The following is a 13,294-nucleotide window of genomic DNA, read 5'->3' as shown; positions in this document are numbered from 1 at the left end:
TCGCGGGGATTGGCCACGGCAAAGTCACAATTTGGATTCTACTCGCATTATCCCCATAATTCTTGCGGCGGAACAATGACGGCGGCAGGCCGCTTATGCCCGACTTTTCCACGGCCGGCAGCCGCCGCCCGGGGAAGCCGCCAGTCCGGGATGGAATCCGGCATAGCGCGTAGACAATGGCTTATCCCCGATAAACACCGCACAACAAACCACTCCATCTCTTTTATTTTTAAATAAAATAGGAAAGGAATAAGGACATGACGTCCTTTCCTCAGGCCGCGCCGCCAAGTCGCAACACATCGCCGTCCACGCCGGACAAGCCGTTCCTGCGCACCCTGGCCGGCCTGCCAAGCTCCCGCCCGCCGCTCTGGCTGATGCGGCAGGCAGGCCGCTATCTGCCGGAATACCGGGAAATCCGAGCCAAGGCCGGCAGTTTCCTCGAACTGTGCTACAGCCCGGAACTGGCCACCGAAGTAACCTTGCAGCCGATCCGCCGGTTCGGCTTCGATGCGGCGATCCTGTTCGCCGACATTCTGCTGGTGCCGCAGGCGCTCGGCCAGGGGCTGGCCTTCAGGGAAAACGAAGGCCCGGTGCTGGAGGCGATCCGCACGGCCGGCGAACTGGTCCGGCTGGATCCGAAGGGCATCCATCAGAAGCTCGCGCCGGTCTACGAGGCGGTGAGCCGCATCAAGGCCGGGCTGCCCAAGGACTGCGCGCTGATCGGCTTTGCCGGCGCGCCCTGGACGGTGGCGACCTACATGCTGGAAGGCCGCGGCTCGAGCGATCATGCCGCCGCCAAGACCTGGGCCTTCGGCAACCCGGCCGGGCTGGACACGCTGATGGAGATCCTGATCGAGGCCACCGCCGCGTATCTCGAGCGCCAGATCGAAGCCGGCGCCGAGGCCGTGCAGCTCTTCGATACCTGGGCCGGCGTCCTGCCGGAACAGGAATTCCGCCGCTTCTGCATCGAGCCGGCGCGGCGCATCATCGGCCGGCTGAAGGACAAATACCCGCAGGTGCCGGTGATCGCCTTTCCGCGCGGCGCCGGCGTGCTTTACGACGGCTATGCGGCGGCAACCGGCGCCGACGTCCTGGGGCTGGACTACACCGTGCCGCTCGGCTGGGCGCGCGATCATCTCTGGCCGAAGACGGTGCTGCAGGGCAATCTCGATCCGCGCCTGCTGGTGGTGGGCGGCCCGGCGCTGGCCGAAGGCGTGCACCGCCTGCTGCGCAGCTTCCCCGAGCGCCGCTTCATCTTCAATCTCGGCCACGGCATCGTGCCGGAAACGCCGATCCGGCATGTCGAGGAGCTGGTGCGGCTGGTGAAGGGCGCGGAAGTCTCGGCCTGAACTGCCGTCTGATAACGGCAAAACCGGCCATATTCGGCCATAATTCAGGACATTGCCCGTTGGGCGGCGCCCAAAGCATTGCGGTTTCGGCTGTTCGTCTACATCGTAGCTGAATGGCCAAAACGGCAGTCATTCTGTTCAATCTCGGCGGGCCCGACAGCCAGGCGGCGGTGCGGCCGTTTTTGTTCAACCTGTTCAACGATCCGGCCATCATCCGTCTGCCGCAGCCGCTGCGCTATCTGCTGGCGCGGCTGATCTCGTCGCGCCGGGCGCCCAAGGCGGCGCAGATCTATGCCCGGATGGGCGGCCGTTCGCCGATCCTGCCGGAGACGGAAGCGCAGGCACGCGAATTGAAGCGCTCGCTCGGCTCCGACGATTACCGCGTGCTGATCGCGATGCGCTATTGGCATCCCTTCGCATCCGAAGCCGCGCGCGAGGCGCTGGCCTGGGGCGCGGATCGCGTGCTGCTGCTGCCGCTCTATCCGCAATTCTCCACCACCACCACGGCGTCCTCGCTGAAGGACTGGCGCCGCGCGGCGGCCAAGGCCGGGCTGGACGTGCCGATGGCGGCGATCGGCTGCTATCCGGAGGAGTCGGGCTTCATCGTCGCCCAGACCGCCTTGCTGCGGCAGGCGCTGGCCGCCGTCGAGGCTGAGCCCGCACAACGCGGCCCGCTGCGTATTCTTTTCTCCGCCCATGGCCTGCCGAAACGCGTGGTGCTGGATGGCGATCCCTATCAGATGCAGGTCGAACGCAGCGTCGCCGCCATTCTGCGGCAGCTCAACCGGCCCGAGATCGACAGTGTGATCTGCTATCAAAGCCGCGTCGGCCCGCTGGAATGGATCGGCCCGTCGACGGAGGCGGAAGTCGCACGCGCCGCTAAAGATGGTTGCGCCATCGTGGTGGTGCCGGTCGCCTTCGTATCCGAGCATTCCGAAACCCTGGTCGAGCTCGATATCGAATACGCGCATCTGGCCATGCGGGCGGGGGCGGCGAGCTATACGCGCGTGCCCACCGTCGGCACGCAGCCGGAATTCATCGTCGGCCTGGCGCGCCTGGTGCGCAATGCGACGAATTACGACGGCGATCCGGTCAGCGGCAGCGGCGAGAAGCCCTGCGGCAATGCCTGGCGCCGCTGCACCTGCGCATCATGATATTATGCATCCTTAGACGGACGGACACCGATGTATCTCTGGCTGAAAGCCCTGCACATCATTTCGGTCATCGCCTGGATGGCCGGCATGCTCTATCTGCCGCGGCTGTTCGTCTACCATGCCGCCGCCAAGCCGGGCTCGTCGGAATCGGAAACCTTCAAGGTGATGGAGCGGCGGCTGATGCAGGCCATCATCAATCCGGCGATGATCGCCACCTGGATCTTCGGCCTGTCGCTGGCCACGATGGGCAATCTCTGGAGCCAGGGCTGGCTGCATGGCAAGCTGGCATTAGTGATCTGTATGCAGATCGTCCATGTCCTGCTGGCGCGCTGGCGCCGGCAGTTCGCCGAGGACCGGAATGCGCATAGCCAGCGTTTCTACCGCATCGTCAACGAAATCCCGACGCTGTTGCTGATCGGCATCGTTCTGCTGGTGGTGCTGAAGCCGTTCTGATTGCTGCCGTTCGGGCAGCGAATCCCTTACAGGTGGCACCCCAATGTCCGGGTGCAATTTTCCAGCGGCATAGTCGGGCGCAGATGGCTAATGTGCCGCCGCGTCAAGGATTCGTGGCGGCGGTCACATCACTTTTGCTTGTCCTTCCGTCACGATACGCCTACCTCTTCGCGCATGCGAAAAACCGGGGGAACCTCAATGTCTTTTGCTTTTGTCCGTCGGCATGGCCGTCAGGCTGTCGGCGCTGTCTTCAGTATGCTTCTTGCTGCCGGCCTCAGCTTGACTGCGCAGGCCCAGGGCGGACCGGGTGGCCCGCCGCCGGTGACGGTCGCCAAGCCGGTGGTGAAGCCGATCGTCGAAATGGACGAATATACCGGGCGCTTCGATGCGGTCGGCGCCGTGGACGTCCGCTCGCGCGTGAATGGCTATCTCGAGAGCGTGCATTTCACCGATGGCGCCCTGGTCAAGCAGGGCGATCTGCTGTTCACCATCGATCCCCGGCCCTATCAGGCGGTGGTCAACCAGGCGCAGGCCAATCTCAATGCGCAGCAGACCCGGCTCGACTTCGCCCGCCGCGACTATGAGCGCTATGCCAAGCTGACCCGCACCGGCGCCGCGGCTGAACGCGATCTCGAACAGAAGCGCCAGGCCTTCCAGCAGGCGCAGGCCGATCTGGCCTCGCTGCGCGCCGCGCTGGAGACCGCCAAGCTCAATCTGAGCTTCACCGAAATCCGGGCGCCGATCTCCGGCCGCATCTCGCGCAAGCTGGTGACCGAGGGCAACCTGGTGCAGGAAAACAGCACGGTGCTGACCACCATCGTGCAGCTCGATCCGATCTATTTCTATTTCGATATCGACGAGCGGTCCTTCCTCGCCTATCAGCGCATCGCCGATGGCGGCGGCCGCAGCAGCGACACCAAGGGCCTGCCGATCTCGGTCTCGCTCACCGACGAAGATGATTTCCTCCACAAGGGCGTCCTCGATTTCATGGACAACCGCCTCGATGCCGGCACCGGCACGATGCGGATGCGCGCCAGGCTCGACAACAAGGACCTGTTTCTGACGCCGGGCCTGTTCGGCCGCATCGCCGTGCCGGGCAGCCCGGAATACAAGGGCGTGCTGCTGCCGGACGAGGCGATCCTCGCCGAGCTGGACCGCCGCTATGTCTATGTCGTCGGCGAAGGCGGCGCCGTGCGCCAGCAGCCGGTCAAGATCGGCTCGCATACCGACCGCTACCGCATCATCCGCCAGGGCCTGAAGGGTGACGAAATGGTCGTCATCGACGGCCTGCAGCGCGTGCGGCTCGGCGGCGGCCATGTCACGCCCCAGCCGGTGCAATTGCCGCCCGCCTGGCCGGGCCTGATGGCCTTTGTCGCGCAGATGCAGCAGCAGCAGCATGGCAAGGCGGCTCAGGGCCAGACGGCCGAGAAGCAGGCGGCGAAGTAACGGGGCCGGAGCCAGGATATGAAAATCGGACATTTCTTCGTCGACCGGCCGATTTTTGCCGCCGTCGTCTCCATCGTGATCGCCATCGTCGGCGCGATCGCCTTCTTCCAGTTGCCGGTCACCGAATATCCGGAGATCGCGCCGCCGCAGATCAACGTCACCGCGCGCTATCCCGGCGCCGATGCCGAGACGATCGCCCGCACGGTGGCGACGCCGCTGGAACAGCAGATCAACGGCGTCGAGAACATGCTGTACATGTCGTCCTATTCGACCGCGGACGGCCAGTTGCAGCTGACCGTGACCTTCCGTCCCGGCACCGATCTCGACACCGCCCAGGTGCAGGTGCAGAACCGCGTCTCGATCGCCGAGCCGCGCCTGCCCGAAGAAGTGCGGCGCCAGGGCCTGACGACGCAGAAGCAGAACGGCGACTTCCTCATGGTCGTGCATCTGCTCTCGCCCGACAAACGCTATGACGAGCTGTTCATCGCCAATTACATGAACCTGCGCGTGCGCGAGGCGCTTCTGCGTCTCGACGGCGTCGGCAACGTCATCGTGTTCGGCGGCTCGGAATACGCGATGCGCATCTGGCTCGATCCGGCCCGCCTGGCCGCCTATGGCCTGTCGAGCACCGATGTGGTGACCGCGCTGCAGGCGCAGAACGTGCAGGTCTCCGGCGGCAGCCTCGGGCAGCAGCCGGCGCCGGCCACCACGCCGCTGCAGGCCATCGTCACCACGCAAGGCCGCTTCGACGACGTGCGGCAGTTCCGCAACGTGATCATCAAGTCGGGCGAAGGCGGCCGGCTGGTGCGGCTGCAGGATGTCGCCAAGGTGGAGCTTGGCGGCCGCGAATATACCAGCCGCAGCTATCTCGACGGCCAGACCGCGATCGCCATGGGCGTCTTCCAGCGCCCCGGCACCAATGCGCTGGACACCTCCGAAGAGGTCATCAAGACCATGGAGGAATTGCAGAAGGATTTCCCGCCGGGCCTGGAATACACCATCATCTACAATCCGACCGAGTTCATCGCGGAATCGCTGCATGAGGTCTACAAGACCCTGATCGAGGCGATCCTGCTGGTCGCGCTGGTGGTGCTGATCTTCCTGCAGAACTGGCGCGCGGCGATCATCCCGATTCTGGCCATTCCGGTTTCGATGATCGGCACCTTCGCGGTGATGTCGGCCTTCGGCTTCACGCTGAACGTGCTGACATTGTTCGGCCTGGTGCTGGCGATCGGCATCGTCGTCGACGACGCCATCGTCGTGGTGGAGAATATCGAACGCAACATCGCCCTCGGCATGTCGCCGCGCGACGCGGCGCACGAGACGATCGACGAGGTCGGCACGGCGGTGGTGGCGATCGGCGTGGTGCTGTCGGCGGTGTTCATTCCGACCGCCTTCATCCCCGGCATCTCCGGCCAGTTCTACCGCCAGTTCGCGCTGACCATCTCGGTGGCGACGATCCTGTCGGTGATCGTCTCGCTGTCGCTGTCGCCCGCGCTGGGCGCCGTGCTGCTGCGCGCGCATCAGAAGGATGCCGCGCATCGCCCGCGTTTCTTCCTGGCGCGGCTCGGCCGTCTCTTCGCCGACAAGTTCAACGCCGGCTTCGACAGGGCGAGCGACCGCTATTCCCGCGGCGTCGGCGGCATCGTGCGGCACCGCTTCATCATGCTCGGCGTCTACGGCGCCCTGGTGGCGGCGACGGTGTGGATCTTCACCGCCGTGCCGCAGGGTTTCATCCCGCCGCTGGACCGCGGCTACGCCATCGTGGTGGTGCAGCTTCCGTCCGGCGCGACGCTGGACCGCACCGACGCGGTGGTGCAGAAGGCGACCAAGCTGATCGAGAACATGCCCGGCGTCACCCATGTCGTGGCGATCCCCGGCTTCAGCGGCGCCACCTTCACCAACTCGACCTCGGCGGCGGTGATGTTCACCACCTTCGCGCCGTTCGAGGAGCGCATGGCCAAGGGCCTGACCGGCCAGGCCATCATCGGCCAGATGATCGGCCGGCTGCAGTCGATCGAGGAGGCGTTCGTCATCGCGGTGCCGCCGCCTTCGGTGCCGGGCATCGGCTCGGGCGGCGGTTTCAAGATGCAACTGCAGAACCGCAGCAGCGACGATATCCGGCCGTTGCTGGCCGCGGCCTATCAGATCATGGGCCGCGCCATGAAGACGCCGGGGATCACCGGCGTGTTCACCACCTTCAGCGCCGACACGCCGCAGGTCTTCCTCAATATCGACCGCGCCAAGGCGCAGATGCTGAACGTGCCGATCACCAACATCTTCAACGCGCTGCAGGTCAATCTGGGCTCGGCCTACGTGAACGACTTCAACGCCTTCGGCCGCGTCTTCCAGGTGCGCGCCCAGGCGGATGCCAGGTATCGCATCAGCGAGGACGATATCCTGCGGCTGAAGGTGCGCTCGGCCACCGGCGACCTGGTGCCGCTCGGCACGCTGGTGCAGATCAACGAAACCGCCGGCCCGGACCTGGTGCAGCGCTACAACATGTATGTGTCGGTGCCGCTGCAGGGCAACACCGCGCCGGGCTATTCCACCGGCCAGGCGCTGGATGCGATGGAGCAGGTGGCCAAGGAGGTGTTGCAGCCGGGCCAGACCTTCGAGTGGACGGAAATCGCGTTGCAGGAACGCTCCACCGGCCATACCGCGCTGTACATCTTCATGCTGTCGATCGTCTTCGTCTTCCTGGCGCTGTCGGCGCAGTATGAAAGCTGGGTGCTGCCGCTGGCGATCATGTTGATCGTGCCGATGAGTATGCTGTTCGCGCTGTTCGGCGTGCATCTGGTCGGCATCGACAACAACATCCTGGTGCAGATCGGCCTTGTCGTGCTGATCGGCCTGGCGGCGAAGAACGCGATCTTGATCGTCGAATTCGCCCGCCAGCAGGAAATCGAGGGCAAGGATCCGATCCCCGCCGTGGTCGAGGCCTGCCGCCTGCGCCTGCGGCCGATCCTGATGACGGCCTTCGCCTTCATCCTCGGCGTGCTGCCGCTGGTCACCGCCAGCGGCGCCGGCGCCGAGATGCGGCGCGCTTTGGGCACGGCGGTGTTCTCGGGCATGATCGGCGTCACCCTCGTCGGCCTGTTCCTGACGCCGGTCTTCTATGTCGTGCTGCGGGCTTTCACGCGTGGCCGCCGCCGCCAGTTGCCGCCGGCGCTGCAGCAGACCGGACATACGCCGCAGGCCGAGTGACGGTTTCGCCGGCGGCCGCCCCGCCGATGTCACCGGTGCAATACTGAAACGGGATCATGCTCGGACTTTAATCCGGGCATGATCTTTTTTTATCGACTCGCTTCTTCAGGGCAGCCCCGCTTCGTTCCGGTTGAACCGGGCCGGCCGCTGCTTATCTACGGCAAGTCCTTCACGCGGTTTGCTTTTCCGAATTGCTCGATTGCAAAGGGGAGACTGCCATGACTGCTCATATCCTGATCGTGACCACGTCGCATAACAGCATGGGCAACGGTCGGATCACGGGCGTATGGGCGGAGGAACTGGCGGTGCCCTATTACGCCTTCCTCGATGCGGGACATACCGTCACGCTGGCCTCCATCAAGGGCGGGCCGATCCCCTTCGATCCGCGCAGCGTCAACGGCGAGGAACCCAAGCCGGACGGCGTCACGCGCTTTCTGGCCGACCGCGCCGCCATGCAGGCGGTGCAGACCACGCCGGCCATCGCGCAGGTCGATATCGCCACCGTCGATGCGATCTTCCTGCCCGGCGGGCATGGCTCCATGTGGGATCTGCCCGCCAGCCGGGCGCTGGCCGAGCGGATCGCAACGCTCGATTCACAAGGCCGGGTCGTCGCCGCCGTCTGCCATGGCGCGGCCGGCCTGCTTGCGGCCAGGCGGCGCGACGGCGTGCCGCTGGTGGCGGGCCGCAAGGTCAACGGCTTCACCAATGCCGAGGAGGAAAAGGTCGGCCTCGCCAAGACGGTGCCGTTCCTGCTGGAGGACCGGCTGCGCGCCCTGGGCGGCGATTTCGTCGCCGGCCCGGATTTCCAGCCGCATGCCGTCCAGGACGGCAACCTGATCACCGGACAGAATCCCGCCTCGGCGCAGATGCTGGCGCAGCGCGTGCTGGCCGCGCTCGAGGGCTTCAACACGCATGCGGCGGAGCGGGCCACCACCGCGCCGCGGCGTCAATCCGTGGCGCGCAGCAATGTCGGATCGATGGTGAACAGCTCCTGCGGGGTTTCGACGCCGCGCAGCGCGTAGCGGCCGAGCGACACCGCCTTCTCGTGCAGGCCGCCGGCGGCCTGGCGGAAGGCGGCCGAGAGGATCACCGGCTGATCCACCGAACGCGCCATGCCGGCGATGCGCGACAGCTCGTTCACCGCCGGACCGACCACGGTGAAGTCGAGGCGATCCTCGCCGCCGAAATTGCCGTACAGCACGTCGCCGATATGCAGCGCCACCGACATGTCGATCACCGGCAGGCCGGCATTGGCGCGGCGGTTGCGCACCTCGCGCAGATTCTGCCGGCACAGCCTCAGCGCCTGCAGCGCCGCATGGCAGGATTCGTGGCGCGACGCGGTTTCGTGGTCCTTGCTGCGGAAGATCGCCAGCACGCCGTCGCCGACGAATTTCAGCACCTCGCCGCCATAGCGGTGGATGGCCGAGACCGCCGCGCCGGCATAATCGTTCAGCAGCGGCACGATCAGTTCCGGCGATACCGTATCGACCAGCTTGGTGAAGCCGCGCAGGTCGCTGAACCACAAGGCGGCGGAGATGCGCTCGGCGTCGCCGCGACCGATGGTGCCGCTCAATACGCGCCGGGCCGCATCGCGGCCGAGATAGGTTTCCGCCAGGGTGTCGGCGATGCGGCGCAGGCTGGCCGAGCGCACCGCAGCCGCCGCGAAAGGCAGCAGGGCGGTCAGCGTATTGATCTGCGCCTCGCTGAAGCCCTCCGCATGTTCCGTGGTCCAGGAGGCGTAGATCGAGTCGAGCTGGCCGATGATGCCCCTCTCGCCGAACCGCGTCATGGTGACGAGATAATCGGTGAAGCCCTGCGCCGCCAGTTCGCCGATCACCGGGAAGGGAAAGTCGCCGTTATGGCCGAGGATGCGGAAGCGCAGCAGATCCTGGCCGGTGCTCTCGAGATAATAGAACGGGCTTTCGCGCCATTTGCGCTCGCCGTCTTCGGTGATCGAGCGGCCGAATTCATGCAGCACGATGTCGTCGACATCGCGGTGCCACAGAAAGATGCGCCCGGCCAGCACCGGATGCAGCGTGTCGGCGCCCAGCATGGCGCGCGTGACCGGGATGCCGGCTTCGTTGAGCGCCGTGCAGAAGCTGGCGAGAATCTCGCCTTCGTTCAGGCCGTTCAGGGAAGCATCGGAAACGCGGCGGGCAATGTGAATGAAGGCGGAAGGGTCCATCGCGCCAGCATATAGGGTGGTGTGATTGTCGCTACAATCCCTGTCCGGCGGCTGCCGAAGGTTGTGATCGCGATTACGCGTCATTGCATACGTTGGCATGGGTTGCGCCGCGCCGCCCGCCTCCTGACGGCGGCGGCGGTCTGTGCTAGGAGAAGCGCGCCTGCCCGCTTGGCGGAATTGGTAGACGCACGGGACTTAAAATCCCGAGGCCGCAAGGCCGTGCCGGTTCGAGTCCGGCAGTGGGCACCAGCTTTTCACCCGTCGGCTTTGTTGAATCGGGGTGCCGTTGAATCGGCCAGGCGCGGAGGAGTGCCGCTGATGGATGTGATCGCCACCATCCAGGATTTCCGCCGCGCGCGCGGCCGCTTCGGCCGGCTCGGCTTCGTGCCGACCATGGGCTATCTGCATGACGGCCATCTCAGTCTGGTGCGCCAAGCCAGGGCGGAATGCGGCGCCGTCGCCGCCAGCATCTTCGTCAATCCGACGCAGTTCGCGCCGCATGAGGATTTCAGCCGCTATCCGCGCGACATGGAGCGCGATCTGGCCCTGTTGCGCGATCTCGGCACCGACCTGGTCTTCACGCCCGGCGTCGCCGAGATGTATCCGCCCGGCAGCGTGACGGCGGTCGAGGTCAGCGAAGTGAGCGAGCGGCTGGAAGGCGCCGTGCGGCCCGGGCATTTCCGCGGCGTCGCCACGGTGGTCTGCAAGCTGTTCAACATCGTGCAGCCGACCCGGGCCTATTTCGGCCAGAAGGACGCCCAGCAGACCGTCGTCATCCGCCGCATGGTGCGCGATCTCGCCATGCCGCTGGAGGTCGTGGTCTGCCCGACGGTGCGCGAGCCGGACGGCCTGGCGATGAGCAGCCGCAACGTCTATCTGGCGCCCGAGGAGCGCCGGGCGGCGGCGGTGCTGTATCGCGCGCTGCGCCAGGCCGAGGCGGCTTATCGCGGCGGCGAGCGCGCTGCCGCCAGCCTGCGCCGGATCATGCGCGATACGCTGGCGGGCGAGCCGCTGGCCGAGATCGAGTATGTCTCGGTCGCGCATCCGGACAGCCTGGCGGAACTGGATGCCGTCATTGATGGCGCGCTGCTGTCGCTGGCGGTGCGCATCGGCAGGACCCGGCTGATCGACAACATCCCGCTTCCGCCAGACCCGCCTGACTGACCTAGCAGATCGCCCGGCCCCGAAACGCCAGCCCGGTTTGTGATCGCCGTCACACCGGCTGCCGGTCGAAACCGGATTGACTCCCATATCCGCCGCTGTATCGTACGATACATCAAATGACACAACGGATGATAGGAACGCGCCATGCATTCCCATTTCAAGGCCGCCCTGCGCGAGCATCTGGAGCATAAGATGATGCATCGCCGGCGCGGCCGGCATGGTTTCGGCCCGGGCGGCTTCGCCGCCGGCCTGTTCGGCGAGGCCGGCTTCGGCGGCCGCGGCTTCCGCGCCAGCCGGCTGGTCAGCGCCGAGGACCTGCAGCTTTTGATCCTGGCTTTGCTGGCCGAGAAGCCGAGCCATGGCTATGAGCTGATCAAGGCGCTGGAAGAGCGCAGCCACGGCTTCTACGCGCCGAGCCCCGGCGTGATCTATCCGGCGCTGACCTATCTGGAAGAGATCGGCTATGCCACGGTGACCGCCGCGGGCGCCAAGAAGCTCTACAGCATCACCGAGGCCGGCCTGGCCCATCTCGCCGAGCGGCGCGCCCAGGCCGATGCGATGCTGGCGGAACTGGCGCGGATCGGCGAGCGCATGGCGCGGGCCAAGCAGTTCTTCGCCTGGGGCGAGGAGGTCGACCATGCGCCGGCGGGCGAGATGAACAGCCTGCGCGACGTCCGCCATGCGCTGAAGCGCATCCTCTACGACAAGGCCGAGGCCGCGCCGGAGGAACAGCGCCGGGTGATCGACATTCTCGCCCGCGCCATCAAGGAAATCCGCGGCTGATGACGGCGCCGATGACGACGACTGCGCCCCGCACGCCGCCGCGCGGCAAGCCGCCCGGCCTGAAATGGATCAGCGATATCGAGCAATGGAAGGGGCATGACATGCAGGGCCACCGCTACCGCGTTACCGTCGAGCATCTTGCCGCGCCCCGGAACGACCAGCCGGTTCAGCCGCCGCTCAGCTTCGAGGTGATCAATCACGACGAGATCATCGGCATCGTCGAGCGCGCCCGCGCCGGCGGCGAGTTCGAGGAAGAGGAAGCCGCCGCGATGGCGGTCGGGCTGAAGCTGTTCACCGAGGTGATGCTGAAGCGGCGCAGCGATCCGCTGTTCGCCGAATTCGAGCCGGCGATGCGCAGCTTCATCGGCAAGCTGAAGGCCCGCACCCGCGCCGCCGCCGCGGCATCGGCCGCGGCCGGCTGACGCTTGCGCATTCGCCGATCGGTCAGCGTTCGCCGACCAGGCGCGGGATGCGGCGCGGATCGCCGCCGCCGCGCCAGCGGATCCAGCGGCCATGATAATCGCCGGCCGCCAGGATTTGCGTATCGCCCTCCGGCCAGAGCGTCAGCGTCAGGTCGGCGCCGTCCTTCGCGGTGCCGGGCTCGAAGCGCAGCCAGGCGACCGGCGCGTCCGGCGTCGCCGCGGCGCCGGCCTGTTGCATGCTGCGTTCGATATGGCGCTGCTCGTCGCGCGGGATGTATTGCCAGACGATCGAGTGGTAGAGCACGAAGGCGGTCTTGGCCGGCCGACGCCCGAGCTGGCGGGCGACGAAGGTCCTGGCGCGCTGCTTCTCCACCTGCAGCTTGCGCTCGGCGGCGCAGGCCAGGGCGGTCTGCACCCGGCGCAGGCGGGCGGGCTGATCGGCCCAGATGTAGGAGAGCAGCCGCTGCCGCTGCGCCTCGTCGCGCGGATCGATCGGCGCGATATCGCAGCCGGCGCGGCTATGCACGCTCAGCGCCGCCATCGGCGGCGGCTTGCCCTCCCATTCGGCGCGCAGACGCAGGGGCACCGGCTCGTGCAGGCTCCATTGCCAGCTGCCGAAGCTGTAGCCGTAGCAATCCCAGAGCTGGTTGAGGCCGGCGCTGGCGCCGATTTCGGCGATGGCCAGAGGCAGCCGCGTGCGGCTGGCGATCATCAGAAAGCCGCCGAGCAGGACGGCGGAGCGCTGCGGATCGTTGGTCTGCGGCGGAATGCGCAGATATTCCTCGAGCAGTTCGCCATGCCGGGCGAGGACGCTGTCGATCAGCGCGGGATCGATGCGCTGGCGGCGATAGGCCTCGAAGAGATCGTGATCGGCCCGGTCCAGCACCAGGCGATGCAGCGCGCCGGCCAGCCGAAGCGCCAGAGCCGCCGGGCGCGGATCGCTCGGCCAGGCCAGGATCGTTTCGGCCCAGAAAGGCCGGCCCGCCAGGGCCTGCGCCGTCGCGGCGAGTACCGCGGCGGTGAACGGCGAGCCGAGCCTGCGGCAGGCCTCGGCTTGTTCCTCGAAATGCTGGATCACCCCCTCGATCGGCATGACGCCATCACAAACCCGGTTCGCGGCCGCCGTCCAGT

The 13,294-nt window shown here is 66.6% G+C and carries 11 protein-coding genes and 1 tRNA gene; 10 read left to right on the top strand and 2 right to left on the bottom strand.

What is annotated here, in order from left to right; translation table 11 throughout:
• Positions 1-257: 257 nt before the first annotated feature.
• The 6 genes from hemE to VF194_RS08605 all read left to right on the top strand — a co-directional run bounded on the left by hemE (position 258) and on the right by VF194_RS08605 (position 8,631).
• Complete coding sequence (gene hemE, locus VF194_RS08630) at positions 258-1,349, top strand: uroporphyrinogen decarboxylase (protein WP_330890015.1); 1,092 nt, start codon at positions 258-260, stop codon at positions 1,347-1,349.
• 113 nt (positions 1,350-1,462) lie between these two features.
• Positions 1,463-2,503, top strand: a complete 1,041-nt coding sequence (hemH, locus tag VF194_RS08625) for a ferrochelatase (protein WP_330890013.1) — start codon at positions 1,463-1,465, stop codon at positions 2,501-2,503.
• A 30-nt stretch (positions 2,504-2,533) separates the two neighbouring features.
• Positions 2,534-2,956, top strand: coding sequence for a protoporphyrinogen oxidase HemJ (gene hemJ / locus VF194_RS08620; protein ID WP_330890011.1), 423 nt, complete (start codon positions 2,534-2,536; stop codon positions 2,954-2,956).
• Positions 2,957-3,235: 279 nt separating this feature from the next.
• A complete protein-coding gene (locus VF194_RS08615; protein ID WP_330890009.1) occupies positions 3,236-4,402 on the top strand; it encodes an efflux RND transporter periplasmic adaptor subunit in 1,167 nt (388 codons plus the stop codon).
• An 18-nt stretch (positions 4,403-4,420) separates the two neighbouring features.
• Positions 4,421-7,609: a multidrug efflux RND transporter permease subunit gene (locus VF194_RS08610; protein WP_330890008.1), complete on the top strand. Its 3,189-nt coding sequence runs from the start codon at positions 4,421-4,423 to the stop codon at positions 7,607-7,609.
• A gap of 218 nt (positions 7,610-7,827) precedes the next feature.
• A complete protein-coding gene (locus tag VF194_RS08605; protein WP_414656084.1) occupies positions 7,828-8,631 on the top strand; it encodes a type 1 glutamine amidotransferase domain-containing protein in 804 nt (267 codons plus the stop codon).
• Here VF194_RS08605 and VF194_RS08600 read toward each other — a convergent pair.
• A complete protein-coding gene (locus VF194_RS08600; protein ID WP_330890006.1) occupies positions 8,556-9,794 on the bottom strand; it encodes an adenylate/guanylate cyclase domain-containing protein in 1,239 nt (412 codons plus the stop codon). The genes VF194_RS08605 and VF194_RS08600 overlap by 76 nt on opposite strands.
• 162 nt (positions 9,795-9,956) lie before the next feature.
• On the opposite strand from VF194_RS08600, the gene VF194_RS08595 reads away from it, so the two are divergent.
• The 4 genes from VF194_RS08595 to VF194_RS08580 all read left to right on the top strand — a co-directional run bounded on the left by VF194_RS08595 (position 9,957) and on the right by VF194_RS08580 (position 12,163).
• Positions 9,957-10,043 (top strand) — tRNA-Leu (locus VF194_RS08595).
• Between the two features lie 69 nt (positions 10,044-10,112).
• Positions 10,113-10,958 (top strand): pantoate--beta-alanine ligase, encoded by an 846-nt coding sequence (gene panC / locus VF194_RS08590; RefSeq protein WP_330890004.1) that lies wholly within the window; start codon positions 10,113-10,115, stop codon positions 10,956-10,958.
• A 144-nt stretch (positions 10,959-11,102) separates the two neighbouring features.
• Positions 11,103-11,741 (top strand): PadR family transcriptional regulator, encoded by a 639-nt coding sequence (locus tag VF194_RS08585; protein ID WP_330890002.1) that lies wholly within the window; start codon positions 11,103-11,105, stop codon positions 11,739-11,741.
• The gene (locus tag VF194_RS08580; protein ID WP_330890000.1) at positions 11,741-12,163 is read left to right on the top strand and encodes a DUF3861 domain-containing protein; all 423 of its coding nucleotides are present in this window, start codon (positions 11,741-11,743) and stop codon (positions 12,161-12,163) included. The genes VF194_RS08585 and VF194_RS08580 overlap by 1 nt, the downstream gene beginning before the upstream one ends.
• Before the next feature lie 22 nt (positions 12,164-12,185).
• Here the strand turns inward: VF194_RS08580 and VF194_RS08575 are convergent, their stop codons facing one another.
• Positions 12,186-13,256, bottom strand: coding sequence for a DUF2332 domain-containing protein (locus tag VF194_RS08575; RefSeq protein ID WP_330889998.1), 1,071 nt, complete (start codon positions 13,254-13,256; stop codon positions 12,186-12,188).
• Positions 13,257-13,294 lie beyond the last annotated feature (38 nt).

Source organism: Ferrovibrio sp. (genome assembly GCF_036381655.1).
Taxonomy (GTDB): Bacteria; Pseudomonadota; Alphaproteobacteria; order Ferrovibrionales; family Ferrovibrionaceae; genus Ferrovibrio.
Note: the sequence above shows the minus strand (reverse complement) of the source record. Positions and strands in the feature narration are given on the sequence as shown.

Bases quoted from the DNA above. Each gene is read 5' to 3' on its own strand.
- hemE (WP_330890015.1), top strand. From the start codon at position 258: ATGACGTCCTTTCCTCAGGCCGCGCCGCCAAGTCGCAACACATCGCCG.
- hemH (WP_330890013.1), top strand. From the start codon at position 1,463: ATGGCCAAAACGGCAGTCATTCTGTTCAATCTCGGCGGGCCCGACAGC.
- hemJ (WP_330890011.1), top strand. From the start codon at position 2,534: ATGTATCTCTGGCTGAAAGCCCTGCACATCATTTCGGTCATCGCCTGG.
- VF194_RS08610 (WP_330890008.1), top strand. From the start codon at position 4,421: ATGAAAATCGGACATTTCTTCGTCGACCGGCCGATTTTTGCCGCCGTC.
- VF194_RS08605 (WP_414656084.1), top strand. From the start codon at position 7,828: ATGACTGCTCATATCCTGATCGTGACCACGTCGCATAACAGCATGGGC.
- VF194_RS08600 (WP_330890006.1), bottom strand. From the start codon at position 9,794: ATGGACCCTTCCGCCTTCATTCACATTGCCCGCCGCGTTTCCGATGCT.
- panC (WP_330890004.1), top strand. From the start codon at position 10,113: ATGGATGTGATCGCCACCATCCAGGATTTCCGCCGCGCGCGCGGCCGC.
- VF194_RS08585 (WP_330890002.1), top strand. From the start codon at position 11,103: ATGCATTCCCATTTCAAGGCCGCCCTGCGCGAGCATCTGGAGCATAAG.
- VF194_RS08580 (WP_330890000.1), top strand. From the start codon at position 11,741: ATGACGGCGCCGATGACGACGACTGCGCCCCGCACGCCGCCGCGCGGC.
- VF194_RS08575 (WP_330889998.1), bottom strand. From the start codon at position 13,256: ATGCCGATCGAGGGGGTGATCCAGCATTTCGAGGAACAAGCCGAGGCC.